The organism is Amycolatopsis thermophila, from assembly GCF_030814215.1.
GTDB lineage: Bacteria > Actinomycetota > Actinomycetes > Mycobacteriales > Pseudonocardiaceae > Amycolatopsis_E > Amycolatopsis_E thermophila.
This window is the reverse complement of record NZ_JAUSUT010000001.1, coordinates 6439630-6464931: the sequence shown is the minus strand read 5'-3', so window position 1 is coordinate 6464931 and position 25302 is coordinate 6439630. Positions and strand designations below refer to the sequence as shown.

Genomic DNA, 25302 nt, shown 5'->3' with positions numbered 1-25302 from the left:
CCGGCCCGCCAGCTACCCTGAGTGGCGTGTCTTCTGCCGTCACCGGGTCCTCCAACCGCCGCGTCTCCCTGTTGACCCTGGGCTGTGCCCGCAACGAGGTGGACTCCGAGGAGCTGGCCGGCCGGCTCGCCGAGGGGGGCTGGGAACTGGCCGACGAACCCGAGGGCAGCGACGTCATCGTCGTCAACACCTGCGGGTTCGTGGAGTCGGCGAAGAAGGACTCGGTCGACACGCTGCTGGCCGCCGCCGACACCGGCGCGAAGGTCGTGGCGGTCGGCTGCATGGCCGAGCGGTACGGCGCGGAGCTGGCGGAGAGCCTGCCGGAGGCCGACGCGGTGCTCGGGTTCGACCACTACGCCGACCTCGCCGCCCGGCTGGACGACATCGCCGCCGGCCGCACGATCGCCTCGCACGCGCCCGGCGACCGCCGCAAGCTGCTGCCGATCACCCCGGTCGAGCGTTCCGCGGCCACCGAGGACGTCGCGATCCCCGGTCACGGCTGGGGTCCGCGGGTCCTGCGCAGCCGGCTGTCGGACGCGCCGGTGGCGGCGTTGAAGATCGCCTCGGGCTGCGACCGCCGCTGCTCGTTCTGCGCGATCCCGTCCTTCCGCGGCTCGTTCGTCTCCCGCCACCCCGACGAGATCGTGGCCGAGGCCGCCTGGCTGGCCGGGCAGGGTGTGAAGGAACTGTTCCTGGTCAGCGAGAACTCCACGTCCTACGGCAAGGACCTCGGCCGCGAGCTGGGCGGCACCCGCGCGCTGGAGATGCTGCTGCCGCGCCTGGCCGGCGTCGACGGCGTCGAGCGGGTCCGGGTGTCCTACCTGCAGCCCGCCGAGACCCGCCCGGACCTGGTGCGCGCGATCGCGACGACGCCGGGGGTCGCGCCCTACTTCGACATGTCGTTCCAGCACTCCAGCGAGACCGTGCTCCGCCGGATGCGCCGGTTCGGGTCCACCAAGTCGTTCCTCGCGCTGATCCAGCAGATCCGCGAGTACGCGCCGCAGGCGGGCATCCGCAGCAACGTGATCGTCGGCTTCCCGGGTGAGACCGAGGACGACGTCGCCGAGCTGGAGCACTTCCTCACCGAGGCCGGCCTGGACGCGGTCGGCGTGTTCGGCTACTCCGACGAGGACGGCACCGAGGCCGAGACCCTCGACGGCAAGGTCGACCCGGAGGTGGTCGCCGAACGGGTCGCCCGGGTGTCCGCGCTGGTGGAGGAGCTGACCGCGCAGCGCGCCGAGGACCGGATCGGCGAGATCGTCGACGTCCTCGTCGAGGAGGCCGACGAGGACGAGGTGTCCGGCCGGGCCGCGCACCAGGCGCCCGAGGTCGACGGCGCGTGCATCGTGCTCGACGGCGACGGGCTCGAGGCCGGGCAGATCGTGCGGTGCCGGGTTGTCGACACCGAGGGCGTCGACCTGCTCGTCGAGCTGGACGCCGGCAGATGAGTGCCTCGGCGGAGGAGTCGGCCCAGGCGGGCGGGGAGGCCCGCCCGCCGCATCGCGAGCCCGAGCCGACCCCGGTCCCCACGCTCAACGTCGCGAACCTGCTGACGCTGTCCCGGCTCGTCCTGGTCCCGCTGTTCGTGCTGGCGCTGTTCGCCGGCGGCGGTGCGGACGCCGGCTGGCGGATCGGCGCCACCGTCCTGTTCGCGATCGCGTCGCTGACCGACCAGGTGGACGGCTGGGTCGCCCGCCGCTACGGGCTGATCACCGACTTCGGCAAGATCGCCGACCCGATCGCAGACAAGGCCCTGATCGGCGCCGCCCTGGTGGGCCTGAGCGTGCTGGGTGAGCTGCCCTGGTGGGTCACGGTGGTGATCGCGGTCCGCGAGATCGGCGTGACCCTGCTGCGGTTCTGGGTGATCCGGCACGGTGTGATCCCGGCCAGCCGCGGCGGCAAGGCCAAGACGATGACCCAGATCCTGGCGATCGTGACCTACCTGCTGCCGCTGCCGGACGGCGCGCTGCCGGTGCAGTGGGCCCTGATGGGGCTGGCCGTGCTGCTGACGGTGGTGACCGGCGCGGACTACGTCGTGCGCGCGGTGCGGCTGCGCGCGGCGGCGCGGGCATGACCTCGGCTCGTCCGGTGGTGGCCGCGTTGCTGCGGCTCGGGCAGACGGTGGCGGCCGCGGAGTCGCTGACGGCGGGCCTCGTGACGGCGGCCCTGACGGAGGTGCCCGGGGCCAGCGCGGTCGTCCGCGGGGGTCTGGTGGTGTACGCCACCGACCTCAAGGCGAAGCTCGCCGGCGTCGACCCGGCGCTGCTGGCGGCCCACGGCGCGGTGCACCCCGAGGTCGCGGCGCAGCTCGCCGAGGGCGCGCGGTCCCGCTGCGGGGCCGACTGGGGGCTGGGCCTGACTGGCGTGGCGGGGCCGGACCCGCAGGACGGCGTGGCGCCCGGCACGGTCCACATCGGGCTGGCCGGCCCGGGTGACCGTGACGTGCGCACCCACTGGTTCGAGGGCGACCGGGCGGCGGTCCGGCGCGCGTCGGTCGGGGCCGCGCTGGACCTGCTGGGGGAACATCTGGCTTGATCGCCGCGTTCGCCCTGGGCGTACCACCGTGTCAATCGCTGCGGGGAGGTGCCCGAACTGGGTAACGTGGTCGGTATCAGGAAGGGAGGCGCGCGATGACCGTGCTTCTGCGCGAGGCGATCGGCGACCGGCTCCGGCACGCCCGCACCAACAAGCGTCGCACGCTGCGCGACATCTCCCGCGCCGCCAAGGTCAGCCTCGGCTACCTGTCCGAGGTGGAGCGCGGGCAGAAGGAGGCGTCCAGCGAGCTGCTGGCGTCCATCTGCGAGGCGCTCGAGCTCCCGCTCGCCGAGCTGCTGAGCAACGTCGCCGCCGACATCTCCGCGCTGGACAGCGTGGACGTGCCCGCGATCGCCGAGACGCCCGAGGGCGAGGGCCGTGCCCGCCACGCCGAGGAGCCCCGCGCGGCCACCGGCCGGCTCGAGGGCGGCCGGCTGATCGACGGCATGATCGGCAACGACCTCACCGACCTGCGGGTCTCCGGCCAGCGCGTCGGTCCGTCGCTGCGCACGACCATCCGCGCGCCGAAGATGGTCGCGGCCTGATCACCTGCTGAAACACGACCCCGGAGGCCACCGCCCGGCTGCTGCGCGCGCCGGCGGTGGCCTCCGGCGCGTCCGGGGTCCGGGATGCCGGTCAGGGTCGTCCCTGAAATCCCCCGGGGTCGCCTGGAACACACGGCCGCGACCTGACACGATGGAACCCACTCCGGGGTCCCGGCGTTGCTCAGACAGGGGAGAGCGACGGCGGACGATCATCCGGCGACACCCAGGCAGGGATCTAGAAGGCAGGCGGAGGAGATGGCCAACCCTTTCGTGAAGTTCTGGAAGTACCTCATGGCGTCGTTCTCGTCGAAGATCGACGAGCACGCCGACCCCAAGGTGCAGATCCAGCAGGCCATCGAGGAGGCGCAGCGCAACCACCAGGCGCTCTCCCAGCAGGCCGCCGCGGTGATCGGTAACCAGCGGCAGCTGGAGATGAAGCTCAACCGCCAGCTCGCCGAGGTCGAGAAGCTGCAGGCGTCGGCACGCCAGGCGCTGGTGCTGGCGGACGAGGCGCGCGCCAAGGGGGACGAGGAGAAGGCGCAGCAGTACGAGACGGCCGCCGAGGCGTTCGCCACGCAGCTGGTGACGGCCGAGCAGAGCATCGAGGACCTCAAGACGCTGCACGACCAGTCGCTGCAGGCCGCCGCCCAGGCGAAGCAGGCGGTCGAGCGCAACTCGGCGATGCTGCAGCAGAAGCTGGCCGAGCGCACCAAGCTGCTGTCGCAGCTGGAGCAGGCCAAGATGCAGGAGCAGGTGTCGGCCTCGCTCAACCAGATGTCGCAGCTGGCCGCGCCGGGCAACACCCCGTCGCTGGAGGAGGTCCGCGACAAGATCGAGAAGCGCTACACCACCGCGCTGGGGCAGGCGGAGCTCGCGCAGAACTCGGTCCAGGGCCGCATGCTCGAGGTGCAGCAGGCCTCGACCCAGATGGCCGGCAGCTCGCGGCTGGAGCAGATCCGCGCGTCCATGCGGGGCGACTCGGTGGCACAGGTGACCTCCGGTGACAAGAAGGCGGCGCCAGGGGCGGACATCCAGCGCGAGATCGAGTCGCGCGTCCAGGCCGAGCAGCAGAAGAACCAGGCCTGAGCGGGACGGCGGGATGACGTCGGGCAGGCGGGACTTCTCGGAGTTCCAGGCGAAGCTGGAAAAGCACATCGAGCGCCTGCCCGACTACGCGCAGCGCGCCCAGGCCAAGTTGCAGCGGTACCTGCCGCCGGACCAGCAGGGTTCCGGCGTGCCACGGCCCCGGGTCGTCGCGCAGGCGATGCCGGTGCTGGCGGAGGCCCGCAACAAGTGGGTGGCGTGGAACTCGCCCGAGGCGAAGCTGGCGCGGCGGAAGAACCGCACCTCCCGCGCGCTGACGCTGTGGATCATGGCCGCGGTGCTGTGCGTGGTGTGGGCCGTCATCGGCGGGCTGGGGCTCGCCGGGGGCGGCGGGATCCCGGAGGCTGCGCCCGGCATCGTCGGCGCGGTCGTGTTCACCACGCTCGGCGTGCGGTCCGGGTTGCGGTTGCGGCAGCTGAACCGGGTCGTGCTGCCGGTCAGCACCACGCCGCCGCCGATGCCACCGGCCGGTTCGGCGGCGCGCGCCCCGATGCAGCGGCTCGCCGAGTGCGAAGCGACGCTGGCCGACCTGCTGCGGCAGCTGTCGGAGCCCTCGTCGCTGGGCACGGCGCCGGTGCCGGAGATGTCGGTGGCCGACGCCCGTGCCACGGCCGCGGAGGCCGCCACGGCGCTGCGCGCGCTCGCGATGCGCATCCAGTCGATCGAGCGGGCCCGCAACGCCGCCCCGGCCCGCGAGCGGGCCGCCCTGGACTCGGCGATCGCGACGCTGCGCGAACAACTCGAGGACGGGGTGGAGAACTTCGGGAGCCTGGTCGCCGCGGCGGGGCGCGCGGTCGCCGCGAGCAGCCACGGCCTGGCCGATTCACGCCTCTTCCTGACCGACGCGACCGACCGCCTGGCGGGATTGGCGCTGGCGCTGCGCGAGCTCTCCTGACGGGGGTCTTCGCGCGACACCTGCCATGGGGTGCCCCGGGTGGGCTGATCAGAGGTACGCGACCGCCCGCAGCCGGGGGACCGCGGCCGGTCCGGGGCCAGTGGCCGGACCACGATCGGCAAGGCGACGCTGCACGGGCTCTCCTGTCTGGGGGCCTTCACGCGACACCCGCGTTGTGCCCAGGGTGGGCTGACGCGGTGATCAGAGGTACGCGAGCGCCCGCAGCGGGGGACGGCTGCCCGGTCAGGGGCCAGTGGCCGGACCACGATCGACAAGGCGACGCTGGGCGGGCTCTTCTGACCGGGGGCCTTCGCGCGACACCCGCGGCGGCGTGCCCCGATGGGCTGAGGCGGTGATCAGAGTTAGGCGAGCGCCCGCAGCGGGGGACCGCGGCCCGGTCAGGGCAGCGGCCGGACCACGATCGGCAAGGCGACGCTGCACGGGCTCTCCTCACCGGCGAACGCCGGGCGCCGTGGTCCGCCGTGCCGCGCCGTTGGACCAGCGCAGTCCACTGGGGACCGGTCCGGTCAGGACAGTCGGCCCCGGAGTCAGCTCTCCGCGCGGGAACCGGCCAGGGTGCGGTTGATCTCGCGCACCCGGCCGGGTCCGTGGAGGGCGAAACCGGTGTAGAGCTGGATCAGGCTGGCGCCCGCGTCGAGCATGCGCTGGGCGTCCTCGCCGCTGGAGATGCCGCCCACGCCGATGATCGGCACCGTCCCCTCGGTGTGCGTGTGCACGAACCGCACCACCTCGCGCGCCCGCTCGGTCAGCGGCCGCCCCGACAGGCCGCCCGGTTCGGCGCCCACCGCGGCCTCACCGGCGGCCAGACCGTCCCGCGCGAGGGTCGTGTTCGTGGCGATGATCCCGGACACCCCGTGCTCGTCGCACACCTCGAGCAGCTCGGCCAGGGCGTCGTCGGTCAGGTCCGGCGCCACCTTCACCAGCAGCGGCGTCGCCGGCTTCCCCGCCGCCTTCGCCAGGTCCTCACCGGTCCGCCCCAGCTCCGCCAGCAGCTCGGCCAGCGCGGAGCGGTCCTGCAGCGTCCGCAGTCCCGGCGTGTTGGGCGAGCTGACGTTGATCGCGAAGTAGTCGGCCCACGGGTACAGCGCCCGCAACGACTCCTGGTAGTCGGCGACCGCGTCCTCCAGCGGGGTCACCTTCGACTTGCCGATCGAGATGCCCAGCGGGATGTCCGGCTTCCCCTTGGCCGCCAGTCGCTGCGCGAGCGCCGCCGCGCCGGAGTTGTTGAACCCCATGCGGTTGATGATGGCGTCGCTGTGCGGCAGCGTGAACAGCCGCGGCTTCGGGTTGCCGGGCTGCGCCAGCCGGGTCACGGTGCCGATCTCGGCGAAGCCGAACCCCAGCGCCGGCCACGCGGCGAGCGCCCGCCCGTCCTTGTCCATGCCGGCGGCCAGGCCGACGCGGTTGGCGAACCGCAGCCCGAACAGCGTCACCGGGTCGGCGACCGCGAACCGGCGGCGCGCGGCGGCCAGCGCGGGCGGCACGTCGGAGAGCCGGGTGAGCACCCGCAGGGTGCGTTCGTGCACCTTCTCGGGGTCGTTGTCGTTGAGCCGGTAGAGCGCGGGACGGATCAGCCTGTCGAAGAGCACGGTCCCATCTTCGCTCAGCGCCGTTTCCACTCCGACGACAGCATGGCGTAGACGAGTTCGTCGGTCCATTCACCCTTGACGAGCTCGTTCTCCCGCAGGTGCGCCTCGCGCCGCATGCCCAGGCCTTCCATCAGGGACGCCGACGGCACGTTCCGCGCGTCGCAGCGGCCGTAGATGCGGTGCAGTCCCAGCTCCTCGAAACCGAGCCGGAACAGCTCCGTGGCGGCCTCGGCCGCGTAACCCTTGCCGTGGTGCTGCGGGTGGAACACCAGCCCGATCTCACCGCTGGCGTGCTCGCGGCTGGTCCACCACAGCGTGAGGTCGCCGATCAGCTCACCGGTGTCGATCAGCTCGACGGCGAGCGACAGGTAGTCGCCGGGTTCGGTGAGAACCGACCGGGCGATCTTGTCCTTGAGGACGGCGGCCGTCTCCTGCCGGGTGCGGGGCTCCCAGTACAGGTACCGCGTCACGTCCGGCCGGGACTGGAACGCATGCAGTGCGCTCAGATCCGCCTGCGTGAAGGGCCGGAGCATCAGCCGTGCGGTCTTGATCGGGTACGCGGGCTGCAGCACCGGCGAAGGATAGCGCGCCCCGGACGATCTACGGGGGCTTTTCCTCCGGATTAGGGGATGGGGGGGAACCCCCGGCGCGACTCCCGACCGTCGTCAGCCGTTCGGGCCCGAGCCGGACCAGTGCTCGGAAACGCCGGGGGGCGGTGGCTGTCTGGTATTCACCAGCAGTCCAGGGTGTGGCATCCGCTAGCGGACAGCCACCTCACGAGTCCCGTTGCTACACAACTTTGGACCACCTCCTTTCCCGTGTACCGGCAACGTTAGGCGCGTCCCGGCTCGCCCGGCAACTGCATTTCGGCCGGTCCGGCGTGGCCGTTCTCACGCGCGGAGATCGCCCGGGACGGGAATTTTTCCGTCGCGCGCACGGCGGCCGGCTGGATCGATCCACGCCGTGCGCAGGGGCTTCGGTCCTCATGATCGGGTTTACCCGATCGGGTGACCGGAGGCTGGACATCCGGCCCGTGCCGGATTTCGTTCGTCGGCGATCCACAACGGACACCGCGGGACGCCGGCCGGCTCGTCGCCGACGTCGTCACCCAAGACCGGCGGCCGGCGCCGCGCCGCTATCGCACGTCCTTCACCGAGCTGCTGCGCGGCTGAGGCGAGGGCCCGTGCTGACAGCGCGGGCAGAACCAGGTGGGGCGCGCCTGGACGTCGTGGGGGTCACGGCCCTGGGATTCCACCCGGAGCCGGCCCCCGCACCGGAAGCAGCCCTGCCTGGTTCGTTCGTACACCCAGTTCCGGCGTCCCCGGGTCAGGTCGCCGGTGGTGCTCTGCTCGTGCCGCCACGCGTTGGCCAGCAACAGCTTCCGCGCCAGCCGCACCACCTTCGCGCTGTCCACCGCCGACACCGGGGTCCACGGCGTCACGCCGAGCAGGAAGCAGATCTCGCACTTGTAGAGGTTGCCCACGCCCGCCATCACGCGCTGATCGAGCAACGCGAGCCCGAGTTCCCGGCCGGGCTCGCGCTCCAGCGCCGCCACCGCGCGCGCCTCGTGCTCCTCGCTCCACTGTGGATCGAGCAGGTCCGGGCCGAGGTGGCCGACCAGCCGGGACTCCTCACCGGTGGGCAGCAGTTCCAGGTCGTGCACGCGGAACCCGACGACCTGGACGCCCTCGGCCTCGAGCACGACCCGCGCGTGGTGCGCCGGATGCCGCCAGCGGGAGCCGGGCCGGTAGATCTCCCACGAGCCGTCCATCTTCAGGTGGCTGTGCAGGCTCAGATCCCCGGAGAAGCGCGTCAGCAGGTGCTTGCCGACGGTCCGCACGCCGAGCACGGTCGAGCCGGTCAGATCGGTCGTGGCCAGCGCCGGGTGGCGGAAGTCGGTGCGCGTCAGCACGCGGCCGGCCAGCGCCCTGCCGACCTTGTGGCCCGCCAGGAAGACGGTGTCACCTTCGGGCATCGTCCGCGGTCCGCGCTACCCGCCCGATCGGGCCGGTGGTCTCGGCGGGCGGCTCGGCCTCGCGGTCGATGCGGTGCCGGCCGGCCCGGTTCGAGCGCAGGATCTTGGCCAGCACCATGTTGAAGGTCAGCGCGACCTCCTGGGCGCCGGGGGAGTGCCACTCGTGGATCGGGCTGCACGCGCCCTGCGCCTGCTGCACCGCCAGCCGGTCCGGGATCGCGGTCGGCATCACCAGGCCGCCGAAGGACTCGCGCAGCTCGGCGATGCGGAACTGGTGCTCGTGCGAACGCGGGCGCAGGCGGTTGACCAGCACACCCACCGCGGCGAGCTCGGGGTTGTGCTCGTCGCGGATCCGCTCGATCGCCTCCAGCGCCCGCTGTGCGCCGCTGACGGCGTACATGGTCGGCTCGGTGACCAGGATCGCGCTGTCGGCGGCCACCAGTGCCGACTTCGTCAGCCGCCCGAGCGAGGGCGGGCAGTCCAGGATCGCCAGCTCGTAGGGGCGGCCGCGCAGCGGGTGGTCGTGCAGCTCGTCCAGCGCGCGGGAGAGGTTGCCGACCTTGTCGTCGTCCGGCCCCGGCTCGTTGAGCAGCTCCAGGTCCTCGGCCCCCACCAGGACGTCGACCTCGGGGCTCCACGCGCTCGGCGCCACGGCCTGCCGCAGGACCGGACGGACCGGGGTGGCGAGCACGTCGGCCAGCGTGGCCTCGGTGTACGGCGGGTCCAGGGTGGCGGTGGCGTTGCCCTGCGGGTCCAGGTCGGCCACCAGCGTCCGGGCGCCCCTACGGAGCGCAGCCGAAGCGATGCCCAGCGCGACCGTCGTTTTGCCGACACCACCCTTGAGGCTGAGTACGGCGACCGTGTGCACGGAGTCGAGCGTAGCCGGAGTGCCACCCCGAGCGGTCCGGACCGGGCTCACTACGCTGTCCGCCATGCGAACGGACACCGGGACAGCACGCGGCTCCGGCACGGTCTGGCGGGCACTGCGGGCCGAGCTCGACCGGGCGCGCGAGCGGGGCATCGACCAGCCCGCCGTCGTCGACGTCGGCGGCGGTAGTGGCGTGTGGGCGGTCCCGCTCGCCGTCGAGGGCTGCCGCGTCACCGTCGTCGAGCCCAGCCCCAACGCGCTGGCGACGCTGCGGCGCCGCGCGGAGGAGGCCGGCGTCGCCGGGGCGATCACGGTCGTGGCCGACGACACCGACGCGCTCGCCGCGCGCGTGCCCGCCGGATCGGCCGACCTGGTGCTGGCCCACGGGCTGCTCGAGGTGGTCGACGACCCGGCGGCGGTGGTCGCCGCGATGGCCGGGATCGTCGCCGCCGGCGGCGCCGTGTCCCTGCTGGCCACCAACCGGCACGCCGCGGTCCTGCACCGCGCGCTGGCCGGACGCGTGCGCGAGGCCCACGAGCTGCTCACCAGTTCCGACGGCGTGCTCGCCGATGACGGCGAGACGCTGCTGCGCCGCTTCGACGCCGACGGCCTGCGCGGGCTGATCGCCGGTGCGGGGCTGCGGGTGGAGCTCATCCAGGGCGACGGCGTGGTGTCCGACGTGCTGGGCGAGGTCGAGTCGGAGCAGTACTCGGCCGACGACCTGGCCGACTTCGAGGCCGCCGCGGGCGCGATGCCGCCGTTGCGCGATCTCGCGAGCCGGCTGCACCTGCTCGCCCGCCACTGACCGGAACTGTCGGACCCCCTGCGTAGGCTCGTCGGCGATGGGAAGGAATGCGGCCCTGCCGGCCGGGTACGAGCGGTTCCGGGCAGGCGCGGGGCACACGCCGGACGACACCGGGTGCGGACTGCTGCACGTCGACATGGACGCGTTCTTCGCGGCCGTGGAGCTGCGCACGCGGCCGGAGCTGGTGGACAAGCCGGTCGTCGTCGCGGGTGCCGGCCCGCGGTCGGTGGTGACGTCGGCGAACTACCCGGCGCGCGAGTACGGGGTGCGCGCGGCGATGCCGGTCGCCGTCGCACGCCGGCTGTGCCCGCACGCGGTGTTCATCCCGCCCACCCACGGGCTCTACGGCGAGGTGTCCCAGGGTGTGATGGCGATCTTCCGCGAGCTGACGCCGCTCGTCGAGCCGCTGAGCCTGGACGAGGCGTTCCTGGACGTCAGCGGCGCCCTGCGGCGCCTCGGCCAGACCCCGGCGGGCATCGCGGAGCTGATCCGGCGGCGGGTGCGGGCCGAGCACGGCATCACCTGCTCGGTGGGTGTGGCCGGGGTGAAGTTCGTGGCGAAGCTCGCGTCGGGCATGGCCAAACCGGACGGGGTGGTCGTGGTGCCGGTCTCGCGGACGCTGGAGTTCCTGCACCCGCTGCCGCTGTCGGCGCTGTGGGGTGTGGGGAAGAAGACCGAGGAGAGCCTGCGGCGGCTCGGGCTGACCACGGTCGCGGACATCGCGGCGGCGCCGCTGCCCCGGTTGCGCAAGGCGGTCGGCAACGCGGCGGCCGAGCACCTGCACGCCCTCGCGCACGGGCGCGACGAGCGTGGCGTGGTGGTCGACTCGCCGGAGAAGTCGCTGGGCGCCGAGCACACCTTCGACACCGACCAGCGCGACCCGCGGGTGCTCGAGCGCGAGCTGCTGCGGTTGTCCGAGCGGGTGGCGGAGAGCCTGCGGCGGCGCGGGCTGCGCGGCCGCACGGTGTCGATCAAGGTGCGGTTCGCCGACTTCCGCACGATCACCCGCGCCCGGACGCTGCCCTCGGCGACGGACGTGGCACGGGTGATCCACTCGACCGCGGTGGGGTTGTTGTCGGAGGCGGTCGCCGGGGCCGACGTCCGGCTGATCGGCGTCCGCGTCGAGGGCCTGAGCGGGGAGGCCGAGCCCGAACAGCTGACGTTCTCCCAGCCCGAGCCGCGGTGGCGCGACGCCGAGGTGGCGGCCGACGTGGCGCGGTCGAAGTTCGGTGCCGCGGCGGTTCGCCCGGCGTCGCTGCTCGACCCCCGGCGGGGGGAACCCACCGGGGCGTGAAACGTTGTGCCAGGGGAAGGCGACACCACCGCAGAACCACCAGCGCCCAGGCCGGCGGGGAGATTTGAGCCAAACGGGGCACAGGTTGGAGTGGGATCGGGTAGTCCTGATCGCGAAGGACTCGTATCCTGGAGGGTGACACCACCAGGGGTGTCTGTTGGGTCCAGGACGTTGCGCGGCCCGGCGCCCGCGACAGCTGTGCCGGAGGAGGAAAGATGCCACTCTCCGAGCATGAGCAGCGGCTGCTCGACCAGATCGAGCGCGAGCTCTATGCCGAGGACCCCAAGTTCGCGTCAACGGTGCGCGGTGCCCGGTTCCGCCGGCCCGCCCGCCGCCGCCGAATCCAGGGGATCGCGCTGTTCGTCGTCGGTGTCGCCCTGCTCGTACTGGGTGTGATGGTACGGGCCCTGTGGGTCGCGGACGTACCGTTGATGAGCGTGTTCGGTTTCGTCGTCATGTTCGCGGGCGCGATGCTCGCGCTGTTCTCCGGCCGCGGCGGGGCCGAGGGCAAGCCGGGCGGCGGCAAGGCGGCCAAGTCGAAGAGTTCGTTCACCACGCGGATGGAAGAACGATTCCGCCAGCGCTTCGAAGAGCAGTAGCTCCCCTTACCGCGAAGTGCCTACGCCCGCGAGGGGCGTAGGCACTTTCGCATGATCAGCGGGTGACGGCCGAGCGCCTCATCGCATGGGGCTGGCCTTCCGGAACCTCGGGGAACAGGCGTCCCGGTGACGTGACCGGTGCCGTGCGCCCCGGTGGCGCTACACCTGCGACAGCATCCGCCCGGACGATGCGGCGCCTGTGGTCGCACCGGATCAGGGACCAAGTTGCCGGAGCACCGGGTGCGGTGCTCGCGCCCGGGGGACGTGATCGATGCCGTGCGGTTCAGACGGCGCTGGGCGCCCACGCGCGGCGGGTCGTCACGACGACGCGGCGCCTGGCCGCCACCGCATCGGGGCGACCAGGCGCGCCGTGCTCAGTGCTTCCGGAACACCGATCGCGGGAACAGGCGCCCCCGCCAGGACATCGGCGCGGTGCGCTCCAGGCTGCGCCGCAGGCCCTCGAACGCGGAGGACAGGTCCTCACCCGGCGAGGAGTCCGGCGAGTACCACGACCGCTCCACCACGCCGACCACGGTGCGCAGGTCGGTCTGGCCGGCCTCGTCCAGGTTGTGCTGCGCCGCCACCTTCTGGGCCGCCGCCCGTACCGTGTCGCTGGGCGGGATCGGGATTCCGCGGTCCGCGCACTCGTCCATCAGCTCCGCCCACGCGGCATCCGCCGCGCCCGGCCGGCGCGCCGTGATGGCCGCGAGGCGACGGCGGCGGTGGATCTCCCGCACCACCGCCGGCGCCAGCCCGACCACCGCGAGCAGCAGCAGCACCAGCGCCAGGATCCAGTGCACCAGCCACGCGGTGAGCACCACGGTGACCAGCCACGCCCCCACGGCGGCCAGCGGCAGCCACGACGCCGGCCGGCCCCGCAGCTTCCGGATCGCCACGAACGCCGCCCCGGTCAGCGCCAGCGCGACCAGCACCAGCGCCAGCGCGGTCCACCCGGTCCAGCTCGGCGCCGATCCCGCCGGGGCGGCCTGCGCGCCACCGGTGTTCGCCGTGCTGTCCTGCGGCGCGGGCGCACCCGTCGGGGCCACCCGGGTCGTCGACACGCTCGGCACGTCCTGCTCCTCCGAGTCCGACGAACCACCCGAGGTGGTGCCGGACTGCAGGTACGGCGGGACGTAGCCGCGGCCGTCGGAGCGCGGGGTCGGGTCGAAGCTGACCCACCCCAGATCGGCGAAGTACACCTCGACCCACGCGTGCGCGTCCTGCGAGGTGATCATGCGTGAGTCACCGTCGGCGTAGCCGGAGGTGAACCCGACCGCCACCCGCGACGGGATGTTCAGCACCCGCAGCATCACCGCCATCGCGGAGGCGAACTGCTCGCAGAACCCGCGCTTGCCCTTGAGCAGGAAGTCGGCCAGCGCGTCGCTGTCGGTGGCGGCCGCCGTCTGGGTGTCGTAGGTGAACCCGTTCTCGGCGCCGAAGTACCGCCAGATCGCCGTCGCCCGGTCGAAGTCGGTCGTCGCGCCCGCCGCGAGGCTCCGCGCGAGGCTCGCCACCCGCGGGTCGACGCCGGTGATCTGGCTGTAGGAGGCCGGGATGTCGCCGCCGGCCTTGGCCGACTCCAGCTGCTCCTTGCTCGGCTCGGCCAGCGAGGCGGTCTCGACGTAGGCGGGGATGCGCTGCTTGCGCTCGCTGAACACCGCACCGCTGGTCGGGTCGTAGTACCAGCCCTGCGGCACGCCCTGCAGGCCGCGCAGCTGCCCGTACACCGGCATCCACACGTCGACCCAGTTCAGCGGTTCGATCGTGATCTGCCGCGCCTCGCCGGTGCCGTTGTCGCCCGGCGCGGCCGGGAGCGGCTGGCCGGCCGGGAACCCGGCGGGCATCGGCCCGTCCGGCAGGCTCCAGCCGTGGTTGGGGCGGTAGGTGTCCAGTGTGAACGCGCGCAGCAGGCGCTTGTCGTTGCCCAGGCCGCGGACGCGGAACAGGTCGACGGTGCTGCCCTGGTCGAGCATCCCGCGCAGGGAGGTGAACGGGTTGACGCCCAGGCCGCCGGACCCGGTGCCCGAGCCGTTGCCGCCGCTGCCGGGCAGGCGCCCGACCGTGCCGACCGCGGTCAGCGTCGTGCCGGCGACCAGGCCGAGCACCAGCGCGACCGCGACCACGGCCACCGGCGCGGAGGCGGCGGCGGGCGCGTTGCCCAGACCGGGGGCGTCGCGGTTGCGCCAGCGGCGGTGGCGGTGGTTGCCGTCCACGGCGAGGAGCCCGGCGAAGGCCGCCGCGCCCAGCAGGAACGTCCACCACGGCAGCATGGAGTCGGCCAGCGAGGCCGGCACCGCGTAGACGCACAGCAGCACCAGGCCGGTGGCCGCGGGCGCGGAGGCGGCGACCGCGAGTGTGTCGACCAGCACCGCGACCAGCCCGATCGCGATCGTCACCAGGCACAGGATCGGCGGCGTCGCCTCGACCGGCGGCAGGCCGGTGCGGATCTGCTCGAACGCGGCCGTCAGGACGCCGTTGAGCTCGTCGAAGGCGGCCGGGCCGGGGATCACTCCGAGGATGCCGCGGCTGGTGAACACCCCGGTGATCAGCAGCAACAGCACGACCAGCTGGGCCAGCCCGACGACGGCGGTCGGCGTGCGCACGGCGCGCAGCGCCAGCCCGGTCGCGGCGACCAGCACGACGGCGACGGTGACGTAGCCGAACCAGCTCAGGCCGCCGACGACACCGGTCAGCGAGGTCGAGGCGCACAGCGTGGCGACAGCCGCGGCCACCGGCGCCAGGATCGACACCCGCCACTGCGGCGGCGGCTCCACGACGCGCTGCGTGGGGCGGTGCAGTTCCGGTCTGCCGGGCGGCGGCGCGTCGGGCTGCTGCCCGGGGCGGGGCGGTCGGCCGGTCAGCGTGGTCACAGCGTTCCCCCGGAGTTCAGGTGGCCGGATGCCCGGCCGGTGGTCGGCGGCGTCCTCACAGTGCGCCCCCGATCAGGGTGCCCCGTCCCGCCGCGGTGCGGCACAGGTCCGCCCACACCCGCGGCATCGGGGTGTCCGGGCCGGCGACGACCACGCCCCAGCCCGCGGCGCGCAGCAGCGCGGCCGACTCTTCGGTCGCGGCCGCGCGCTGCTCGGGTGCACTGACCCCGCCGGACCAGGCCGGGGTGTCCAGCAGCACGGCCAGGCTGCGGATGCCGCGCGGCCGGAACCGGGCCAGCTCGGTGACGGCCTGGTTGGACACGGTCCCCAGGACGGCGATCAGCTCCTGCCCTTCGGCCGGGTCGTGGCCGGTGGTCAGGTCGCGCTGGTGCGCGGGCTGCAGCGCGGCGAGCGCGTCCAGCACCACGTTGTCGTAGCCCTCGCCGCCGTCGCCGGGGACGTCGGCCAGCGGTTTGCCGTGCTCGGTGACCAGGCGGACCCGGTGCCCGGCACGGCGGACGTGCAGGCAGACGCTCGCGGCGAACGAGATCGCCCACTCCAGGCTCGCGGCCGGGCCGGTGCCGTGGTGGGCGGCGGCGCGGTGGTCCAGCAGCACGGTGGTGCCGCCGCGCCACGGCCGCTCCTCGACACGGACCATGATCTCGTCGCGGCGGGCGGTCGAGCGCCAGTGCACCTTGCGCAGGTCGTCGCCCTGGCGGTACTGGCGCACGATCACGTCGTTCTCGCCCTGGCCGGCGTGCAGCCGCACGCTCCCGTCGTCGCCCGCGCCGATCCCGGCGCCGCTGGGCAGGCCCCACAGGCCCACCACCTTCGGCACCACGACCAGCCGCGAGTGCGCGATCAGCTCGCGGTCGAACTCGCACAGCCCGAACGGGTCGGTCAGCGTCGCGCGCAGCGGGCCGACCTGCTGGATGCCGCGCATCATCGGCTGGATCGGGTAGCGCAGCGCGATGACCCGGCCGTGCGGCAGCCGCTCCACGACGAACCGCGGGCGGGACCCCAGCGCGTACGGCACGCCGTCCTCGAGCAGCACCTCACCGGCGGGCAGCTTGCCGTTGAGCCACAGCGCCAGCTCCACCTCGCCGGCCGAGCCGGCCGAGACCCGGTCGGGCAGCAGCTTGCGGGACGCGCCGATGCGCACCCGCGAGGCCGCGATGAACAGCGCGACCAGCAGCGGCAGCGCCACCACGAACACGGCGACGCGGAGCAGGTCGCGCTCGTTGAGCACCACCGCGCACACCGCGGCCGCCACGCCGGCGGCGAGGAGGCACCGCCCCCGCGTGGTGAGCCCGGACAGTGAGCGGAACATCCCGGCCGTCACCGTCTACCGGCGTCCGGCGGTCTGCGGGTGACCGCCCTGCGGCACCGGCACCCGGTGCAGCACCGCGCGGACCACGTCGGTCGCGGAGCGGCGGGCCGCGTGCGCCTCGGTGGTCAGCACGAGCCGGTGCGCGAGCACCGGGACGGCCACGGCGTGCAGGTCGTCCGGGACGACGAAGTCGCGGCCGGACAGCGCGGCCTGCGCGCGCGCGGAGCGGACCAGCTGCAGCGTGGCGCGCGGCGAGGCACCCAGCCGGATCTCCGGCACCTGGCGCGTGGCCGCCACCAGGTCGACGGCGTACCTGCGCACCTCCGGCGCGATGTGCACCGCGCGCACCGAGTGGATCAGCCGCTGGAGGGTGGCCGCGTCGGACACCGGCTGCAGGTCGGCGAGGGGGTCGTGGCCGGCGTGCTCGTCGACCATCGCCAGCTCGGCCTGCTGGTCGGGGTAGCCGATCGACACGCGCGCGGTGAACCGGTCGCGCTGCGCCTCGGGCAGGGCGTAGGTGCCCTCCATCTCGATCGGGTTCTGGGTGGCGATGACCATGAAGGGATCGTCGAGCCGGTAGGTCGTGGTGTCGACCGTGACCTGCTTCTCCTCCATGCACTCCAGCAGCGCCGACTGGGTCTTGGGCGAGGCGCGGTTGATCTCGTCGCCGACCACGATGTTGGCGAACACCGGGCCGGGCCGGAACTCGAAATCGCCGGTCTGCCGGTTGTAGATCGACACGCCGGTGACGTCGCTGGGCAGCAGGTCGGGCGTGAACTGGATGCGGCTGACCGTGCAGTCGATCGACCGGGCCAGCGCCTTGGCCAGCGACGTCTTGCCGACGCCCGGCACGTCCTCGACCAGCAGGTGGCCCTCGGCCAGCAGCGTCACCAGCGCCACGCGCACCACCTCGGGCTTGCCGACCAGCACGCGCTCGACGTTCGAGGCGATGCGGCGCATCGTCTCGTGCAGCTCACCGTGGCCGTTGTGGCTGATCGGCACGCCCTGCGCCGGGCTCGCGCCGGAGGGGTGGTACGGCGCCTGCTCGCCGGTGTACTCCCCGGGCGTTGCCGGCTGTGTCCTCGACGTCACTCGACCTCCTGGTGCCGAAGCCCTATCTCAAAACCGGAACACGGGTGCGGCCCTCGTTCTGGACCGTGCCGCGGCGCGGAAGGATCTCACAGCCGGGTTTCGCCCGCGGTGGCCCGCCCCGGCACCCAGCCTCGCATCCAGTGTGTCAAACGCGGGCCAAGTCGGTCGAAGAACCCTGAATTCGATTCGGCCGGTATGCTGCGGTGCGGAACCGGCCGGCTACCGAGAGGTGCGAACACAACCGATGACCGACACGCACAGCGGCCTGGACGTGAACGCGGGGGCGTTCGCGGTCTCGCCCGAGCTGGCGGCCGGTGCCTATCAGCAGATCAGCCGGTTGCAGGACACCGTCGGCGAAATGGTGCGCGAAGCCCGCGTACTCGGCCGCACCGTGCCACTGGGCGCCGGGTACGCGGGGGAGATCGGCGAGTTCATGGCGCGCTACGGCCTGGGCGGGCCCGGCTCGGCCGCCGACTCGCTCATCGCGTTCGGGCAAGAGCTGGAGACGCTCAAGACGAACATCAGCCGCGCGCTGAAGCGGTACTCCGACAGCGACGACGCCGCCGCCGAGGGCGTCGACTGCAGCGGTGGCTGAGCGGATGCGCGCGACGGTCCTCGTGCTGGCCGCGGCCGGGCTGCTGCTCGCCGCGTGCGGGCAGTCCCCGGGGGCCGGGTCCGCGCCGACCACCGGGCCGGTGCCCCCGAGCGCGCCCGCCAGCCCGCCGCCGGCCGGGCTGGCCGCGCTGAAACCGTGCGACCTGCTCTCGGCGACCGACCGCTCGACCGCGGGCCTGACGTCGCTGGGCAAGGAGAAGACCATCGGCCCGGCGCGCGCGTGCGACTGGAGCGAGCCCGCCACGTTCGGCGTCACCGTCACCCTCGCCGAGGACGCGCCCCTGACCGCGCTGGAGATCGACAAGGGGACCGGCAAGCGGGTCACCGTCGGCAGGCACAAGGGTTTCCGGGTGTCCGATCGCAGCGCCGGTGACGGCACGTGCGCGGTCCTGCTCGGCGTCGGGCAGGAGGCCAGCGTCCAGGTGGACGTCACCAACGCCGGGTTCACGGACACGCAGCTGGCGTGCCGGCGGGCGGACACCGTGGCCGCGCTGATCGAGCCGAAACTGCCCTAGGAGCGAGTGCGTGAACCAGGTGCCCGAACCGGTGCGGCGGTACGAGTCCTACAGCCACGAGGCGATGGCGGCCGAGGTCGCCGACGGCAACGACCCGGCGACCGCCGGGCAGATCGGCGAGCAGTGGGCCGGGCTGGCCGCGCGGATGCGCGAGGCGGCGCAGGTGCTGGGCGCGATCTCCGGCCAGGCGGGCGAGGCGTTCGCCGGGCCCGCGGGCGAGGCGCTGCGCGCGACGCTGGCGAAGGCGCGGAACTGGTCCGGGCACGCGAGCGAGTTGTCGCTGGCCGTGTCGGACGCGGTCGGCCGCCAGGCCGGGATCGCCGCGCGGGCCCGTGACGAGATGCCGCCGCCGGTGGTCTACGACCCGGTGGCGATGATCCGCGAGGCCGCCACGGGCGGGGACCTCGCGGCGCTCGCCGGGTTGTCGGAGGCGATGGAGCGGCGCCGCGCAGCCGCCGAGGAGGCCCGCCAGAAGGCGATCGACGTGCTCAACTCCCGCGACGCCGCGTTGCGCGAGTCGGTGCCCGGCCGGTTCTTCGACGAGCCACCGGAGCTGGGGGAGCGGTGATCCGGGTCTCGGCGTCCGCGTTCGACATCCTGTGGCACGACCTCGGGCACACCCGGGTGCCGGTGCCGCTGGACGTCCGCAGCGTCGGCTCGACCGGGGCCGAACGCGCCGAGATCCGCCGCGCCGTGTACGCGAACCTGGCCGAGCGCAACCTCGCCGACGGCGACAGCCTCGACCCCGCCCTGGCGGACCGGCTGACCACCCTGGCATCGGCCGAGGTGTACGTCGAGTGCGAGGCGCTGCCCGAGCTGGACGCCGAGACGCCGTTCCGCGCCGTGGCGGCCGCCGGGGGCAGGCGGGGTGTGCTCGCGGCGCAGCCGAGCAGGACGATCGGGCTGTCCGGCATCCGCGACAGCGAGATCTGGGCCGCGGTGGTCGGCCTGCTGCCGCCGCTGGCGCCGGGACCGGGGTACGGGGTACGGGGTGAGCCTGCCCGTCGACGCGCTCCCCAGCGACGCGGGTTCGCGGGGCACGGAGTGTTCGAGCGGCGCGGAGTGGTCGCGGGGCACAGGGTGTTCGCGGGGCACGGGGCTTTCGCGGGGCACGGGGCATTCGGGAGGCAGGGGGCATTCGCGAGGCACGGAGCAGCAGCTGGCCGAGCTGCGCGCGATCCGGTCCCGGCCGGTGCTCGGTGCCGGGCAGTTCTCGGTGCGGGTGCGCGAGGGCGGGCGGCTGCGCCGGGTCGGCGGGGTGAGCTGGTTCCGCACCGACCTCGGCGCCTACCTCGCGACGGTGGCGCCGGGACGCGGGGGAGCGGACTGGATGAACCTGGTGCCCACCGACTCGGCCCGTCTCGCCGCGAGGCTCGCCGAGCTGCTCGGCTGAGCCGGACCCGCGTTCCGCCGGTTTCGGTGACCGCATCCCCGCGGACGGCGGCTGCGGCTTCGCGCCACGCTGCCGCTTCGCGCCATGGGCCAGCTGTAGTTGCCGCCGGCGGCGCAGGCCCGTCGCGGTTGCCGCTCGGCGGCACCATCCCACCATCCACCACCGCGCCCCCCGGGCTCGGAAGGGCCCGTCACCGGGCCTCCACTTCCCACCACCCGCGTTCTCGGCGCCTCCACCGCGCCGCAGAGTTGCCGCTGCGCCATCGAGGCCTCCGCTGCGGTCCCGCCTGCGCTCACCGGCGCCGGCGCTGGGCGCGCGCGGAGGTTCCCGCTCGGTGCTGCCTGCATGAGCCCGGCTCGCGGGGCCGTCGGGGTGCCGCCCCCCGATAGCGGCCCCGCGCCGTGGCTCGCCACCTCCGGTGCCGGTGCTGGGCGCGCGCGGAGGTTCCCGCTCGGTGCTGCCTGCATGGGCCCGGCTCGCGGGGCCGTCGGGGTGCCGCCCCCCGACAGCGGCCCCGCGCCGTGGCTCGCCACCCCGCTCCACCCGCGTCCTCACCCCCGGCGACCGGCACCCCACCGGCGCCCACCCCCGCGCCATCGGTGACCCCACCCTCCACCACCGGCGCCCCCCCACTCCGCACCACCGGCGCCCCCACCGTCCACCACCGCGCCCCCCACTTCCGCCCACCCACCCCCCGGAGGGGCCCGTCACGGGGTCCGGAGGGGCGCCTGAGCTAACCGCCGCGGGGGAGGGGCCCGGGCGCCCCCCACCGTGTCCCCACTTCGCCCCCCGGTCGCTGACCTGGGAAAACGTTCGGAGGATCGCCCGGAAGGGCACGTCTTCCACGTTGACTGTGGGGAAAAGTGGGGTACGGTGGTGGCCAGTGGGGCGGAAGGGAGGCCCCCGGGGCCGCGACCGGTGGGATCACCGGGGGCGGTGGGGAGGTGAGTGCCGGTGTTCCTCGGCACCCACACCCCGAAGCTGGACGACAAGGGGCGGCTCACGCTGCCCGCGAAGTTCCGCGACGCGCTGGCAGGTGGGCTCATGGTCACCAAGGGGCAAGATCACTGCCTCTTCGTCTTCCCGCGCGCGGAGTTCGAGCAGCTGGCCCGCAAGGTCGCGGAGGCGCCCTTCACCAACGAGTCGGTGCGGGCCTACCAGCGGTACCTGTTCGCCGGCACGGACGAGCAGCGTCCGGACGGCCAGGGGCGCATCGCGATCGCGCCCGAGCTGCGGCGCTACGCCGGGCTCAACAAGGAGTGCGTGGTGATCGGGGCCATCACCAGGCTGGAGATCTGGGACGCCCAGCGGTGGGAGTCCTACCTGGAGGAACACGAGGACAGCTACGCGAAGGCCCAGGAAGAGGTCCTGCCAGGGGTCTTCTGAACGGGGTACGGTGACCCGCGCCGTCGGGGGGCGCGGGCCCGGGAGCAGCAACGCAGTGGGGGCGGCATCCGGCGGCGGATGTCGTGAGGCCTCTGTCCGCTCAGTGGCCCTGGTGCACCTTCCCCGGCACCAGGTTCGCAGCGGGCGGGCGGGGACCTGACGGCATCCGGCACGACGGTTTTTCAGGGGGTGGGACAAGTGGCAGCCGAGTTCGCGCACGTACCGGTCATGACCGGCCGCGTGCTGGAGCTGTTCACCCCCGCGCTCGAGGGCCGCCCGGCCGTCGCGGTCGACGCGACCACCGGCCTGGGCGGGCACTCCGAGGCACTGCTCACCGCGTTCCCCCAGCTGACGCTCATCGGGCTGGACCGCGATCCGCACGCGCTCGAGAAGTCCGCCGCGCGGCTGGCCGAGTTCGGCGACCGCGTCCAGCTCGTGCACGCGGTCTACGACACCCTGCCCGACGTCCTCGCCCGGCTCGGGCTGTCCCGTGTGGACGGTGTGATGTTCGACCTCGGGGTCTCCTCGATGCAGCTGGACGAGGAGGAGCGCGGGTTCTCCTACGCGCGCGACGCACCGCTGGACATGCGGATGGACCCCACCACCGGACGCACCGCCGCCGACGTCCTCAACACCTACGAACCCGGCGAGCTGGTGCGAATCCTGCGCGACTACGGCGAGGAGCGTTTCGCTCAGCGGATCGTCAAGGCGATCGTCGCGGAGCGGGCGCGCGAGCCGTTCGACCGCAGCGAGCGGCTGGTGCGGCTGCTCTACGACGCGGTCCCGGCCGCCAGCCGGCGCACCGGCGGGCACCCGGCCAAGCGCACGTTCCAGGCGCTGCGGATCGAGGTCAACGGCGAGCTGGAGGTGCTGCGGCGGGCGATCCCGGCGGCGCTGGGCGCGCTGCGCGTCGGCGGCCGGATCGTGGTGGAGTCCTACCACTCGCTGGAGGACCGGATCGTCAAGCAGGCCTTCGCGGAGCTGGCGAAGTCGCGCACCCCGCCCGGCCTGCCCGTCGAACTCCCCGGCCACGGGCCGGAACTGAAGCTGATCACCCGTGGCGCCGAGAAGGCGTCCGAAGCGGAAATCGAAGAGAACCCGCGGGCCGCGTCCGTGCGCCTCCGGGTCGCCGAACGGATCAAGGAGGCGGACGCATGACAGCGCCCACGCGCACGCGCAGGCAGGCCGGTGCCGAGCCGCGACGGCGCCCCCGCCGTTCGGACGTCCCCGCCGAGGAGGGCCTGGGCACCCCGGTACCGGCGAAGCGCCGCCGCCGTCCCCAGCAGCAGCCCCGCCAGCAACCCCAGCGCAGCACCGCCGCCGAGCGCGCCTACGCCCGGCGCGCGCAGCGGGCCGAGGGCCTCAAGGCGAGGCCGGAGCCGCAGCGGCGGACGACCCGGCTGAAGCTGCGGATGCCGCGGTCGCGCGCGACGTTCGTGATGCTGGTGATGGTGCTGCTCGGCGCGGGCGTGGTGACCACGTTGCTGCTGTCCACCCAGGCGATCGCGGACTCCTACCGGCTGGAGCAGCTGCGCGAGAACAACGCGACCCTGGCCGAGCGGGTCGAGCAGCTCCAGCAGGACGTCAGCGGCGCCGAGTCGCCGTCGTCGCTGGCCGAGCGCGCCAAGGCGCTGGGCATGGTGCCCGCGGGCGACCCGGCGCACCTCGTGCAGAACCCGGACGGGTCGGTGACCGTGGTCGGCCAGCCGAAGAAGGCCGAGGGCGCTCCCGTGCAGCAGGCGCCGGCGGCGCCGGTCGTGCAGCCGGGCACCCCGGCCGGCGGCCGCCCGATCGAGGGTGACGTGCCGCAGGGCGACAGCCAGGTGGCGCCGCCGGCGGATCCGCAGGCCCCGCCTCCCGACCCGCAGGCCCCGCCGGCCGATCCGCAGAACGCGGCGCCCGGGCAGCAGACCACGGGAGGGCAGTGATGGCGCGCGCCGGACGCCGCAGCTACGGCGCCCGGATGCGCCAGGTCGCCGGCCAGCCCAACGCCGCCACGGGCAAGGGCCGCTACGTCGGCGTGCGCGTGGCGCTGGTCGCGGTGCTGGTGCTGGCCGGGCTCAAGCTCGTGCAGGTGCAGGGCTTCCAGGCCGCCGCGCTGTCGGCCAAGGCGGAAAGCCAGCGCAGCACCATGATCCCGATCCCGGCCAAGCGCGGGTCCATTGTGGACCGCAACAACGTCAAGCTCGCCTTCAGCGTGGAGACGCGGGCGCTGTCGGTGAACCTGCGCGCGATGCGCAAGGCCTGGGACGAGGTCGCGGCGAAGAACCCGGCGGGGGGCCAGAACTACGAGACGCGCGCGGCGGACGCGGCGAGGTTCATCGCCGCCAAGCTGCCCGGCCGCGTCACCGAGCAGGAGCTGCTGGCCGACTTCCACAAGACCACGTCGTTCACCTACCTCGTCGACGGGGTCGAGCCGTCGATCGCGCAGGAGATCACCACCGAGTTCCCGGAGATCGCCGCCGAGGTGCGCGCCGCCCGCGAGTACCCGGGCGACACGCTGGCGTCCAACGTCATCGGCCTGGCCAACTGGCGGATGGACGACCCCGACGTCAGCAAGCACACCCTGCAGGGCCTGTCCGGGCTGGAGTACACGCTGAACTCCGACCTGTCCGGCAAGCCCGGGCAGTACGTCGCGGACACCAAGCAGGGCAACGACAACGTCATCATCCCGGGCACCGAGCGGGACGTGCAGCCGGCGACCCCGGGCAACGACGTCGTGCTCACGCTCGACTCCGACGTGCAGTACTTCCTGCAGAACGCGCTGGCCGGCTACGTCAAGGAGTCGCACGCCAAGGGCGCCAGCGCGGTCGTGATGGACTCGAAGACCGGCGAGATCTACGGCCTGGCCGACGACTCGACGTTCGACCCGTACGACAACAAGACCTACACGCAGTCACTGATGGACCTGGAAGCGGTCTCCACGCCCTACGAGCCGGGCTCGGTGAACAAGATCGTCACCGCGGCCGCGGCCATAGACCAGGGCCTGGTGACCCCGGAGTCGGTGCTGCAGGTGCCCGGCCAGCTCAAGGTCGCCGACCACGTCGTGCACGACGCGTGGAGCCACGGCACCCAGAACTACTCGGTCACCGGCATCTTCGCCAAGTCCTCCAACATCGGCACCCTGCTCCTGGCCCAGCAGCTCGGCCCGGACAAGTACCTGGACTACCTCAAGCGCTTCGGCGTGGGGCAGAGCGCCGGGCTGGGCCTGTCCGGGGAGAGCCGCGGGTACGTGCCGCCGCGCAACACCTGGACCGGCACCACGTTCGGCAACCTGCCGATCGGCCAGGGCCTGTCGATGACCGTGGTGCAGATGGCCGCGATGTACCAGGCGATCGCGAACAACGGCCTGCGGGTGCAGCCGAGCATCATCAAGGAGGAGATCCGGCCGGACGGCACCGTCGTGCCCAAGGCGGCGCCGCAGACCACGCAGGTGGTGAGCCCGCAGACCGCGACGACCGTGCGGAACATGATGCGGGCGGTCACCCAGAGCGGGAAGAACGGCAACAGCGGGACGGCGCCGACGGCGGCGCTGGAGGGCTACCAGATCTCCGGCAAGACCGGCACCGGCCAGCAGGTCAACCCGGCCACCGGCGCCTACAGCGACTCGCTCTACAACATCACCTTCGCGGGCATCCTGCCCGCGGACAACCCGCGGTTCGTGGTCGGCATCCGCCTGGACGCGCCGGACACGACCCTGCCGGCGGGGCACTCGGCGGCGCCCCTGTTCCACGACATCGCCTCGTACCTGGCGCAGCGGTTCCAGATCCCGCTGTCCAACGGCGCGGCGCCGTACGTGCCGCTGGTGCTGCCGTAGAAACCGCTGTCCACTCGAGACACAGGCGCTAGGAGTACCGGCCGCCGGGCGGGA

Annotated in this window: 23 protein-coding genes and 1 pseudogene; 17 read left to right on the top strand and 7 right to left on the bottom strand. The window is 73.6% G+C overall.

What is annotated here, in order from left to right; all coding sequences use genetic code 11:
- Window positions 1-26 precede the first annotated feature (26 nt).
- The 6 genes from rimO (at window position 27) to pspM (ending at window position 5079) form a co-directional block, all read left to right on the top strand.
- Window positions 27-1448 (top strand): 30S ribosomal protein S12 methylthiotransferase RimO, encoded by a 1422-nt coding sequence (rimO, locus tag FB470_RS31675; protein ID WP_306997485.1) that lies wholly within the window; start codon window positions 27-29, stop codon window positions 1446-1448.
- On the top strand, window positions 1445-2074 hold the full coding sequence (pgsA, locus tag FB470_RS31670; protein WP_306997483.1) for a CDP-diacylglycerol--glycerol-3-phosphate 3-phosphatidyltransferase: 630 nt from the start codon (window positions 1445-1447) through the stop codon (window positions 2072-2074). The genes rimO and pgsA overlap by 4 nt, the downstream gene beginning before the upstream one ends.
- On the top strand, window positions 2071-2535 hold the full coding sequence (locus FB470_RS31665; protein ID WP_306997481.1) for a CinA family protein: 465 nt from the start codon (window positions 2071-2073) through the stop codon (window positions 2533-2535). The genes pgsA and FB470_RS31665 overlap by 4 nt, the downstream gene beginning before the upstream one ends.
- A 95-nt stretch (window positions 2536-2630) precedes the next feature.
- On the top strand, window positions 2631-3080 hold the full coding sequence (locus tag FB470_RS31660; RefSeq protein ID WP_306997479.1) for a helix-turn-helix domain-containing protein: 450 nt from the start codon (window positions 2631-2633) through the stop codon (window positions 3078-3080).
- Window positions 3081-3335: 255 nt separating this feature from the next.
- On the top strand, window positions 3336-4166 hold the full coding sequence (gene pspA, locus FB470_RS31655) for a phage shock protein PspA (protein WP_306997478.1): 831 nt from the start codon (window positions 3336-3338) through the stop codon (window positions 4164-4166).
- A 13-nt stretch (window positions 4167-4179) separates the two neighbouring features.
- Complete coding sequence (gene pspM, locus FB470_RS31650) at window positions 4180-5079, top strand: phage shock envelope stress response protein PspM (protein ID WP_306997476.1); 900 nt, start codon at window positions 4180-4182, stop codon at window positions 5077-5079.
- Between the two features lie 548 nt (window positions 5080-5627).
- On the opposite strand, the gene FB470_RS31645 is transcribed toward pspM, so the two are convergent.
- The 4 genes from FB470_RS31645 to FB470_RS31630 all read right to left on the bottom strand — a co-directional run bounded on the left by FB470_RS31645 (window position 5628) and on the right by FB470_RS31630 (window position 9532).
- Window positions 5628-6689: a quinone-dependent dihydroorotate dehydrogenase gene (locus FB470_RS31645; protein ID WP_306997474.1), complete on the bottom strand. Its 1062-nt coding sequence runs from the start codon at window positions 6687-6689 to the stop codon at window positions 5628-5630.
- A gap of 14 nt (window positions 6690-6703) precedes the next feature.
- On the bottom strand, window positions 6704-7261 hold the full coding sequence (locus FB470_RS31640) for a GNAT family N-acetyltransferase (protein WP_306997473.1): 558 nt from the start codon (window positions 7259-7261) through the stop codon (window positions 6704-6706).
- Window positions 7262-7824: 563 nt separating this feature from the next.
- Window positions 7825-8664, bottom strand: a complete 840-nt coding sequence (locus tag FB470_RS31635) for a DNA-formamidopyrimidine glycosylase family protein (RefSeq protein ID WP_306997471.1) — start codon at window positions 8662-8664, stop codon at window positions 7825-7827.
- Complete coding sequence (locus tag FB470_RS31630; RefSeq protein WP_306997469.1) at window positions 8651-9532, bottom strand: ParA family protein; 882 nt, start codon at window positions 9530-9532, stop codon at window positions 8651-8653. The genes FB470_RS31635 and FB470_RS31630 overlap by 14 nt, the downstream gene beginning before the upstream one ends.
- A gap of 64 nt (window positions 9533-9596) precedes the next feature.
- Between FB470_RS31630 and FB470_RS31625 the strand changes: the two genes are divergently transcribed.
- From FB470_RS31625 to FB470_RS31615, 3 genes are all read left to right on the top strand, one after another.
- On the top strand, window positions 9597-10337 hold the full coding sequence (locus tag FB470_RS31625) for a class I SAM-dependent methyltransferase (protein WP_306997467.1): 741 nt from the start codon (window positions 9597-9599) through the stop codon (window positions 10335-10337).
- A gap of 37 nt (window positions 10338-10374) precedes the next feature.
- Window positions 10375-11631, top strand: a complete 1257-nt coding sequence (dinB, locus tag FB470_RS31620) for a DNA polymerase IV (RefSeq protein WP_306997465.1) — start codon at window positions 10375-10377, stop codon at window positions 11629-11631.
- Between the two features lie 215 nt (window positions 11632-11846).
- Window positions 11847-12230 carry a DUF3040 domain-containing protein gene (locus FB470_RS31615; protein WP_306997464.1) on the top strand — a complete coding sequence of 128 codons (384 nt, stop codon included), beginning with the start codon at window positions 11847-11849 and terminating at the stop codon, window positions 12228-12230.
- A 374-nt stretch (window positions 12231-12604) separates the two neighbouring features.
- Here FB470_RS31615 and FB470_RS31610 read toward each other — a convergent pair whose 3' ends face one another.
- Genes FB470_RS31610 through FB470_RS31600 form a run of 3 tightly spaced genes read right to left on the bottom strand, consistent with a single transcriptional unit; the run spans window position 12605 to window position 17522 of the window.
- Entirely contained in the window at window positions 12605-15100 is a 2496-nt protein-coding gene (locus tag FB470_RS31610; protein WP_306997462.1) for a transglutaminase TgpA family protein, read from the bottom strand.
- A 55-nt stretch (window positions 15101-15155) separates the two neighbouring features.
- Window positions 15156-16430: a DUF58 domain-containing protein gene (locus FB470_RS31605; RefSeq protein WP_306997460.1), complete on the bottom strand. Its 1275-nt coding sequence runs from the start codon at window positions 16428-16430 to the stop codon at window positions 15156-15158.
- A gap of 15 nt (window positions 16431-16445) precedes the next feature.
- Window positions 16446-17522 (bottom strand): AAA family ATPase, encoded by a 1077-nt coding sequence (locus FB470_RS31600; protein ID WP_306997458.1) that lies wholly within the window; start codon window positions 17520-17522, stop codon window positions 16446-16448.
- 244 nt (window positions 17523-17766) lie between these two features.
- Between FB470_RS31600 and FB470_RS31595 the strand changes: the two genes are divergently transcribed.
- From FB470_RS31595 to FB470_RS31560, 8 genes and pseudogenes are all read left to right on the top strand, one after another.
- Window positions 17767-18117: a hypothetical protein gene (locus FB470_RS31595; protein WP_306997456.1), complete on the top strand. Its 351-nt coding sequence runs from the start codon at window positions 17767-17769 to the stop codon at window positions 18115-18117.
- On the top strand, window positions 18110-18652 hold the full coding sequence (locus tag FB470_RS31590) for a DUF3558 family protein (protein ID WP_306997454.1): 543 nt from the start codon (window positions 18110-18112) through the stop codon (window positions 18650-18652). Before FB470_RS31595 ends, FB470_RS31590 begins: the two co-directional genes overlap by 8 nt.
- A 10-nt stretch (window positions 18653-18662) precedes the next feature.
- Window positions 18663-19220, top strand: coding sequence for a PE-PGRS family protein (locus tag FB470_RS31585; protein WP_306997452.1), 558 nt, complete (start codon window positions 18663-18665; stop codon window positions 19218-19220).
- Window positions 19217-20045, top strand: a pseudogene (locus FB470_RS31580) (ESX secretion-associated protein EspG). Before FB470_RS31585 ends, FB470_RS31580 begins: the two are co-directional and overlap by 4 nt.
- 954 nt (window positions 20046-20999) lie before the next feature.
- Window positions 21000-21431 (top strand): division/cell wall cluster transcriptional repressor MraZ, encoded by a 432-nt coding sequence (gene mraZ, locus FB470_RS31575; RefSeq protein ID WP_306997448.1) that lies wholly within the window; start codon window positions 21000-21002, stop codon window positions 21429-21431.
- Between the two features lie 198 nt (window positions 21432-21629).
- Window positions 21630-22589, top strand: a complete 960-nt coding sequence (gene rsmH / locus FB470_RS31570) for a 16S rRNA (cytosine(1402)-N(4))-methyltransferase RsmH (protein WP_306997445.1) — start codon at window positions 21630-21632, stop codon at window positions 22587-22589.
- The gene (locus FB470_RS31565) at window positions 22586-23359 is read left to right on the top strand and encodes a hypothetical protein (protein ID WP_306997443.1); all 774 of its coding nucleotides are present in this window, start codon (window positions 22586-22588) and stop codon (window positions 23357-23359) included. The genes rsmH and FB470_RS31565 overlap by 4 nt, the downstream gene beginning before the upstream one ends.
- Complete coding sequence (locus tag FB470_RS31560) at window positions 23359-25248, top strand: peptidoglycan D,D-transpeptidase FtsI family protein (RefSeq protein WP_306997442.1); 1890 nt, start codon at window positions 23359-23361, stop codon at window positions 25246-25248. The genes FB470_RS31565 and FB470_RS31560 overlap by 1 nt, the downstream gene beginning before the upstream one ends.
- Window positions 25249-25302: the final 54 nt, after the last annotated feature.

What these genes read in the sequence shown, in the direction of transcription:
- FB470_RS31635 (WP_306997471.1), bottom strand. Translation starts at nt 8,664, where the DNA reads ATGCCCGAAGGTGACACCGTCTTCCTGGCGGGCCACAAGGTCGGCAGG.
- FB470_RS31565 (WP_306997443.1), top strand. Translation starts at nt 22,586, where the DNA reads ATGACAGCGCCCACGCGCACGCGCAGGCAGGCCGGTGCCGAGCCGCGA.
- dinB (WP_306997465.1), top strand. Translation starts at nt 10,375, where the DNA reads ATGGGAAGGAATGCGGCCCTGCCGGCCGGGTACGAGCGGTTCCGGGCA.
- FB470_RS31625 (WP_306997467.1), top strand. Translation starts at nt 9,597, where the DNA reads ATGCGAACGGACACCGGGACAGCACGCGGCTCCGGCACGGTCTGGCGG.
- FB470_RS31660 (WP_306997479.1), top strand. Translation starts at nt 2,631, where the DNA reads ATGACCGTGCTTCTGCGCGAGGCGATCGGCGACCGGCTCCGGCACGCC.
- FB470_RS31560 (WP_306997442.1), top strand. Translation starts at nt 23,359, where the DNA reads ATGGCGCGCGCCGGACGCCGCAGCTACGGCGCCCGGATGCGCCAGGTC.
- FB470_RS31605 (WP_306997460.1), bottom strand. Translation starts at nt 16,430, where the DNA reads ATGTTCCGCTCACTGTCCGGGCTCACCACGCGGGGGCGGTGCCTCCTC.
- FB470_RS31665 (WP_306997481.1), top strand. Translation starts at nt 2,071, where the DNA reads ATGACCTCGGCTCGTCCGGTGGTGGCCGCGTTGCTGCGGCTCGGGCAG.
- pspA (WP_306997478.1), top strand. Translation starts at nt 3,336, where the DNA reads ATGGCCAACCCTTTCGTGAAGTTCTGGAAGTACCTCATGGCGTCGTTC.
- pspM (WP_306997476.1), top strand. Translation starts at nt 4,180, where the DNA reads ATGACGTCGGGCAGGCGGGACTTCTCGGAGTTCCAGGCGAAGCTGGAA.
- pgsA (WP_306997483.1), top strand. Translation starts at nt 1,445, where the DNA reads ATGAGTGCCTCGGCGGAGGAGTCGGCCCAGGCGGGCGGGGAGGCCCGC.
- FB470_RS31615 (WP_306997464.1), top strand. Translation starts at nt 11,847, where the DNA reads ATGCCACTCTCCGAGCATGAGCAGCGGCTGCTCGACCAGATCGAGCGC.
- FB470_RS31595 (WP_306997456.1), top strand. Translation starts at nt 17,767, where the DNA reads ATGACCGACACGCACAGCGGCCTGGACGTGAACGCGGGGGCGTTCGCG.